The 7,486-nt window shown below is 41.6% G+C and carries 5 protein-coding genes; 2 read left to right on the top strand and 3 right to left on the bottom strand.

Annotated features, from left to right (window positions below; all coding sequences use genetic code 11):
• Together proB and CXF82_RS10435 are read left to right on the top strand one after the other, a co-directional pair.
• Nucleotides 1-1,054, top strand: a 1,054-nt coding sequence (gene proB / locus CXF82_RS10440; RefSeq protein WP_102044157.1) for a glutamate 5-kinase, incomplete at its 5' end; no start/stop codon positions are given.
• Entirely contained in the window at nt 1,051-2,298 is a 1,248-nt protein-coding gene (locus tag CXF82_RS10435) for a glutamate-5-semialdehyde dehydrogenase (RefSeq protein WP_101091183.1), read from the top strand. The genes proB and CXF82_RS10435, both read left to right, overlap by 4 nt.
• 56 nt (nt 2,299-2,354) lie before the next feature.
• On the opposite strand, the gene CXF82_RS22190 is transcribed toward CXF82_RS10435, so the two are convergent.
• The 3 genes from CXF82_RS22190 to CXF82_RS10425 form a co-directional block, all read right to left on the bottom strand.
• Nucleotides 2,355-2,618 carry a hypothetical protein gene (locus CXF82_RS22190; protein WP_145991682.1) on the bottom strand — a complete coding sequence of 88 codons (264 nt, stop codon included), beginning with the start codon at nt 2,616-2,618 and terminating at the stop codon, nt 2,355-2,357.
• Nucleotides 2,619-2,914: 296 nt separating this feature from the next.
• Nucleotides 2,915-5,998, bottom strand: coding sequence for an efflux RND transporter permease subunit (locus CXF82_RS10430; RefSeq protein ID WP_102044156.1), 3,084 nt, complete (start codon nt 5,996-5,998; stop codon nt 2,915-2,917).
• Between the two features lie 4 nt (nt 5,999-6,002).
• Entirely contained in the window at nt 6,003-7,166 is a 1,164-nt protein-coding gene (locus tag CXF82_RS10425) for an efflux RND transporter periplasmic adaptor subunit (protein ID WP_180961198.1), read from the bottom strand.
• Nucleotides 7,167-7,486 lie beyond the last annotated feature (320 nt).

Here is a 7,486-nt window from a genome sequence, read left to right as displayed (position 1 = left end):
GTTAATTGCCCCTGAAAACAATGGTTGTAGTTCGCATCACCTGCTGAGTATTGCGCAATTTATACTTCGTTGTCGTAAGCAGGGTAAGCAAGTTATTTTGGTTTCTTCAGGTTCAGTTGCTGCTGGTCGTCAATGGATTGATATTAAATCACCGTCAATCGCCCTAAAAAAGGCAATGGCTGCAGCCGGACAAACCAATATGATGGCAGTATGGGATAAGTTATTTGATTTCCCCACCGCGCAAATTCTTCTTACCAATGCAGACTTATGTAATAAAGAGCGCTATGCCAGCATTAAAGAAACCATCGAATCCTTATTGGATCATGGGGTATTACCTATCGTAAATGAAAACGATACGGTGACTTCTGAAGAGTTAAAAGTCGGTGATAACGATAATCTCGCTGCTATGGTTGCGGCATCGACGGGGGCTGATGGCTTAATCCTTTGTACCGACGTTGATGGGTTGTTTGATAAAAATCCCCAGCAACATGCTGATGCTAAGTTAATTAAAACCATTGATGTGATTGATGAGTCAATTTATCAAATGGCGGGCGGCGCAACCAGCTCAATGGGCACTGGCGGTATGAAAACCAAAATAGAAGCGGCTGAAAAAGCAGTTGCCCATGGCATTGATACTTACATTGTTAATGGCTTCAATCATCAAGCCTTTAGCGCCTTGTTGCAAGACGAAAACCCAGGTTCGCATTTTGTGTCTTGTAAAACCCCTATGTCACCAGAGCAACATTGGATGACCCACACTGTGCGCGAACGAGGTGAGGTGGTTATTGAAGATCAACATGCGGCGCTAAGCCAGCATGATGATGTTATCACCAGTGCCAGCATTCTTTCGGTAAAAGGGGAGTTTGCAGTGGGGGATACCATTTTGCTCCGCACCTATGACGGTTCACAAGTGGCGAAAGCGACATCCAATTACAGCAGTTGTTTGCTTAACTATCTCATGCAGCAAGCTGATAGCAGTATAACTTCAAGTAGTCAGCCACAAAACAATTCAATCATTTCACAAATAAATTTAGCCGTTTTGGAGAGAGCATGAGTTTAATCTCAACATTATCAGCCAATGCAAATCGCGCCGCACGGGCATTATTGCAACTGACTGAAGCAACGAAAAATACTATTTTACAACAGATGGCTGATGAGATTAGAAACAATCAAGCAGCCATTATCGAAGCGAATAAAGCAGATTTATTACAGGCAAAAGAGCACCAGTTAGCCGATTCGATGATCGACAGACTGACCCTCAATGCTGAGCGAATTGAAGCCATGGCCGAAGGCATTGAAACCATTGCCCATTTACCTGATCCCGTGGGTCAAATTCGCGACATGGGCACTCGACCAAACGGCATTAAAATTAGCAAAATGAGAATACCTTTGGGCGTGGTGTGCATGATTTATGAGGCGCGCCCCAATGTCACCGCTGATGCGGGGGCATTATGTTTTAAATCAGGCAATGCAGTCATTTTACGTGGCGGTAAAGAAGCCCTAGGATCCAGTAAAGCCATTGCTGCTGTATTACATAAAGTATTAGCTAAATTCAATTTACCAGAAGCCTTGATTACTGTTATTCCGAATGCTGATAGAGCCTTACTGATGGATTTAATGCAGCAAAGAGAATACATCAATGTGATTATTCCTCGTGGCGGTGAAGGACTGATTAATTTTGTTACTGACAATAGTAAAATCCCAGTGATTCAACACTTTAAAGGTGTTTGTCATTTATACGTTGATAAAGAAGCGGATTTTAAAAAAGCATTAGATTTATTACTTAATGGTAAAACCCAGCGAACAGGAGTGTGTAATGCATTAGAGGGGCTGATTGTGCATAAAGCCATCCTTAATGATTTTATGCCCTTAGTTGCCAAAGCGCTTAAGTTACATGATGTCCGCATCAATGCGTGTCAGCAAAGTCTTACATTTTTTGAGTCGGCAAATTTACTTAATGATGCAGATTTTGGCCAGGAATATTTAAGCTTAGAAATTGCCATAAAAGTGGTTGATGAAATGGAAGGAGCGTTAGAGCATATTCATCGCTTTGGCAGTCATCATACAGAAGTGATTTGTACTGAGAACAGACAACGAGCACTGAAGTTTCAACAATGTGTTGACGCTTCTGTGGTGATGATAAATACCTCTTCACGTTTTTCAGATGGCAGTGAACTTGGTTTAGGTGCTGAAATTGGTATCGCAACCACAAAATTACATGCTTATGGCCCCATGGGATTAGAGTCTTTAACCGCAGAAAAATATCTGGTTGAGGGGAATGGCCAAATCAGAACTTAGTTCTTTAGGTGTTAGTTCTTTAGGTTTTAGTACTTAGGCCGGCATGCCGTGATGTTTTACCCACTACAGTAATTATTGGTGCCAGCCATCGGGTCCGCTGGCGGGCATTCTATAGGCGATATCCACGGTTTTTGCCCGCTGACTAATACACATGTTTGAGCTTCAGGTTGCAGGGGGAATGCTTGTGGGGATTGAGATTGTAAGGCTTGAGTTGCATAAAAAGATCCTGCCGCTTGTACCGATGGCATCAGCCCAAATTGTAGTAGTCCAAATAGCAGTAAAACAGCCAGTAACGCGGGTTTGAATGATAATGATGGCATGGCTGTGTTAGTCACTTCTGTAGAGAAGTGACATCCTCTCTATATTGTTATTCTTATTAGGCCGATTCCATAGTCAGTTCGGGTTTATAGGTCAAAATCAATTTCTAGATCAGATAGCATTTACTGCTTACTTAGCTTGTGTATTTATGGGCTGACTTATCGAATTACTAAGCTTCAACTCATTGTTTAATGCAACCATTGTTTGAATAGCAAAAAGCCTAGAGCAAGGCTCTAGGCTTTATTGGTTTGACCTTACTTATTAAGGTCGCACTGAGATCATCTTCCTAAGACTTTATCTACGCTGTAGCGTCTGTTTTCGCAGGGTTACTTTGGTCTGTCACTTCAATGTCTTGTCTATGGTCTTGTGCCAAGAAGGTATAAACCGTTGGCAATACAAACAATGTAAACAAGGTACCAATTGACATACCGACGGTGATCACCAAACCAATGGCAAAACGACTTTCTGCGCCAGCGCCAACAGCAACTAACAAAGGTACTACACCAATGACCATGGCCGCAGTGGTCATCAATACTGGTCTTAGTCGCACTGCAGCGGCTTTTACTGCAGCTTCGCGTCTGCTGTATCCATTTTCCGCTTGTAGCTGGTTAGCAAACTCAACAATCAAGATCCCGTGTTTACTGATCAAGCCGATTAAGGTAACCAGACCGACCTCGGTATAGATATTTAATGTATCGACGCCAAAGTACAGTGGGATCATGGCACCAAAAATAGACAGTGGCACACTGGTCAATACGACAAGTGGGTCACGAAAACTTTCAAACTGCGCAGCTAATACTAAGTAAATAATAATAATAGCTAAGAAGAATGTCGCTATTAGTGATGAACCTTCATCTAAGAACTGACGCAGCTGCCCAGAAGCATCAGTGCTATACGACTTAGGTAATATTTGCTCTGCAGCTTCAGCCATCACAGTATAGGCTTCACCAATACTGACTCCAGGCATCATTTTAGCTTCAATCATCGCGCTGTTTAGTTGCTGGAACTGATCAACCGCTGATGGTTGAACACTCTTGGTAATGGTGACTAATGACGCTAATGGCACCATCTGTTCATTTGCTGATTTGACGTAGTACTGCGTTAAGTCTTTTGCAATTCGGCGATCATCTTGAGGCACTTGAGTAATGACCTGATAGCTACGCTCGTTCAATGCAAAGTAGTTGACGAAACCTTCACTTAAATAGCGAGATAACACTAAGCCAATTTGCTGAGTATCAACATTCATTAATGCGGCTTTATCTCGATTAATACTGACCTCAATTTGTGGCTTACTAAAGTCTAAATCATTTTGAACGTAGAGAAATTTACCACTCTTCATTGCGTACGCTTTCATCTTTTCAGCGTATTGATACAGCTCTTTATAAGTCCCTGTTGGCGTTTTTAAAATCATTTGAAAGGGTAAGCCCTGTGCTGTACCCGGTAAATCGGGTGGGGAGAAAGTATACACTTGCAGACCGGGTATCGTTTTCATATCACTTTGAAAACGCGTCATAACATCTTTAGCCGAGGCATCACGTTCGCTCCAGTCCTTAAGTACTGCAAGGCCGAAGAATGTTTGGTCATTTTGGTAACCATTTACCATCATATCCATCTCTTTTTCTGGATAAGTATCAACAAGCTGCGTTAATGGTTGGGTAAAGTGGTTCAAGTAATCTGTATTCGATGTTGTTGGTCCTTTACCCATCATAATCATCACGCCTTGGTCTTCCTGCGGCGCGAGCTCTGATGATGTATGGGTAAACATAAAGACCAATGCAATCAATATCGTACCCGCAAAAGGCCACACTAGTTTACGGTTATCGATGACGACATTCAGCATTCGAGTGTAATGCTGAGTGACAACTTCAATGATGCCATCAATCTTTTTAACCAGCTTTCCTTCAAGCGTCTTTTGCGATAATACTTTTGAACACATCATCGGCGTTAAAGTCAGTGCTAAAAATCCTGAGATAAGCACGGCACCTACAAGGGTAAATGCAAACTCGGTAAACAACTTACCGGTCAAGCCGCCCATGAAACCAATTGGGGCATACACTGCAGCCAAGGTAATTGTCATAGCGAATACTGGGCCTGCTATTTCACGGGCACTAATAATGGCTGCTTTGACAGGGTCTGTACCATCTTCCAAGTGACGGAAGGTGTTTTCTACCACAACAATTGCATCATCAACAACCAATGAAATGGCTAATACCATTGCCAATAGCGTTAAAATGTTAATACTAAAGCCCATCGCGAGCATAAAAAACATCGAGCCAATAAGAGATAGTGGGATGGTCACCAATGGGATCATCATTGCACGCATCGAACCTAGGAATGCGAAGATGACAATGACCACGATAAGCGCGGCTTCCATCAGTGTTTTTGCCACCTCATCTATCGAAGTCTGAATATATTTGGTTGAGTCATAAACGACATCCGCTTTCATTCCAGCAGGCAAACTATCAATAATACTCGGTAAAACAGTATAAACATCGGCAGCCACAGTCAGTGGATTTGAGTTCGATGTGTTGCTTATTGCAGTCAGTACGGCTGGCTTACCATTAAAGTTAACCACTGAATCATAACTATTGGCACCTAGCTCTACTGTTGCAACATCTTCCATATGGATCAGGCGACCATCACTCGCTTTTAATGCTATGTGCTTAAACTCAGCGACAGACGATGCGTCAGTATGCGCATTAATATCGACTTCTATAAACTGGTCTTTCACTTTACCTGCAGCACTAACGGCATTGTTGCCTTTAATAGCATTCTGTACATCAGCAGCTGTGATCCCAAAGGCAGCCATTTTGCTTGGATTTAACCAAATTCGCATTGCAAAATCACGCTGACCTAGGATATCTGTTTTTGATACGCCGCTGACGGTTGAGATAGTCGGCTTAACGACACGGCTAATGTAATCAGAGATCTGCTCGGTCGCTAATGTGTCACTGGAAAATGACAAATAAAGGATCGGTGATTGTGACGTCGATTTTAAAATACTAGGATCTAACACTCCTGCTGGTAGTCTGTATTTAACTTGCTGTACCAAAGACAATACCTCTGTCAGGGCCTTGTCTGACGGATAATCCAATTTTAGATAAACAGTAATAAGTGATTTACCTAAGCTACTATCTGAAGTCATATAGTCAATACCTGCCGTTTGCGCTATTTGCGCTTGCAATGGCTGAGTGACATAACCTTGTACACTTGATGCACTGGCACCTGGGTACTGAGTGGTAATGGTAATAACACCCGTCTCCAACTCTGGATATTGCCTTACTTGCATCATGCCAAAGGCTTTTAGTCCTAACACCAACAACATGAGGCTGAGTACTGTTGCCAGAACAGGACGTTTAATAAATATATCGGTAAAGTTCATCTGATTATTTCTCGCCTTGGCTAGCTGCTTTTGAAACAGTTTGAGTAAATGGACGGCTGTTATTGACTAATACCAGTGCACCATCTTTTAAGCTTTGTATATTAGACGTAATGACTTGTTCTCCGGCTGTCAGTCCTGACGTCACTCCCACTAAGCCATCTCGTTCGCCCCCCGTTGTTATTGCACGGCGCTCAACCTTGTATTCAAACAACTGTGCGTTATCCGTGCTGGCGGCTTTAGAATCGGCTTTTAATACATATACCGCATTACCATAGAGCGAATAGGTCACGGCAATATTGGGTACTGGAATCACGCTTAACTCTATAGCGGTATCAATATTAGCTTCTACATACATACCTGAGATGAATGAGACTTTATGTGTGTTTATGCTTTGATCCACTTTTGCACGAATATCCAAATTATGTGATTGGCTGTCGACAGAGGGCTGGATAGCTGAAATGCGAGCCACAAAGGTTTGGCCTTTGTAGGTATCGGTGGTGAAATCGACCTTTTGCCCTAAAGCTACATTGGCGAGCTGAATTTCAGGTATTGAAAAATCAATATATTGTTCATCCAAATTTTGTAGCTCGACCACAGTAGTTCCAGGCTGAATAAAGTCTCCTTTGTTTACCTGCCTAATACCGACTTGACCAGAAAATGGGGCTTTAACCTGCATAAAATCAATTTGGGTTTTAATATATTCAACGTTAGCTTGGCTTGTTGAGAGCGTTGCTGCTGCGGTATCAACAGAGTCTTGTGATGTATTGTGTGTTTTCAATAGTTTTAATTGACGTTTGTATTCGATTTGAGAGAGTTTTAAATTGGCGACACTTGTTTTTAGGTTAGCTTGTAATAGACGGTCATCTAATTGAATTAATACGCTACCTTGTTTAACTATATCGCCAGAGTTAAAGGCTATCTTGTTTATTTGCCCCGATAACTGGGGCGTGACATTAACCTGCTGGTTAGCCGTAATATGACCGACGGTGGCTATAGTTTGTTTCCAGTCATTACCCTTTATAGTAATTGAAGTTACTGCTGCAGGAGCAGGCTTGTAGGCTGCTAGTTTAGTTTTAATCATATGTTGTTTAAATGAGTTAAAACCAAATACAACAACAATAATAGTGAGCATAGATGCTGTACTGATAAGGGTAGCTTTCTTAGACATTGTGTTCTCGCTTATATAAAGGGTGTCGATAACGCATCTATTAATCAATAGACTCATAACTTGGCGCTAGATTAGCGATGTTGTTAGATAAAGACATAAGCAAAAAATAACGGTTTCATAAAAGATATATTAGATGATTTTTTGTAAGCTAAATGTTCTTTAAATAATCTAGTGTTGCCAGGTTTGAATATCAGTAGTGGCCTAGTTAATCTCTTTATATACAAAGGCTTGATATATAAAGCTCGAGTTTTATGTATTGTTTATACTTGCTTGATGTATCTCACGCTCAATAGCTTAAAATTCTTCCCAAGCTAACAAGG

The organism is Shewanella sp. GutDb-MelDb (assembly GCF_002836075.1).
GTDB lineage: Bacteria > Pseudomonadota > Gammaproteobacteria > Enterobacterales > Shewanellaceae > Shewanella.
Note: the sequence above shows the minus strand (reverse complement) of the source record. Positions and strands in the feature narration are given on the sequence as shown.

Bases quoted from the DNA above. Each gene is read 5' to 3' on its own strand.
- CXF82_RS10435 (WP_101091183.1), top strand. From the start codon at position 1,051: ATGAGTTTAATCTCAACATTATCAGCCAATGCAAATCGCGCCGCACGG.
- CXF82_RS10430 (WP_102044156.1), bottom strand. From the start codon at position 5,998: ATGAACTTTACCGATATATTTATTAAACGTCCTGTTCTGGCAACAGTA.
- CXF82_RS10425 (WP_180961198.1), bottom strand. From the start codon at position 7,166: ATGTCTAAGAAAGCTACCCTTATCAGTACAGCATCTATGCTCACTATT.
- CXF82_RS22190 (WP_145991682.1), bottom strand. From the start codon at position 2,618: ATGCCATCATTATCATTCAAACCCGCGTTACTGGCTGTTTTACTGCTA.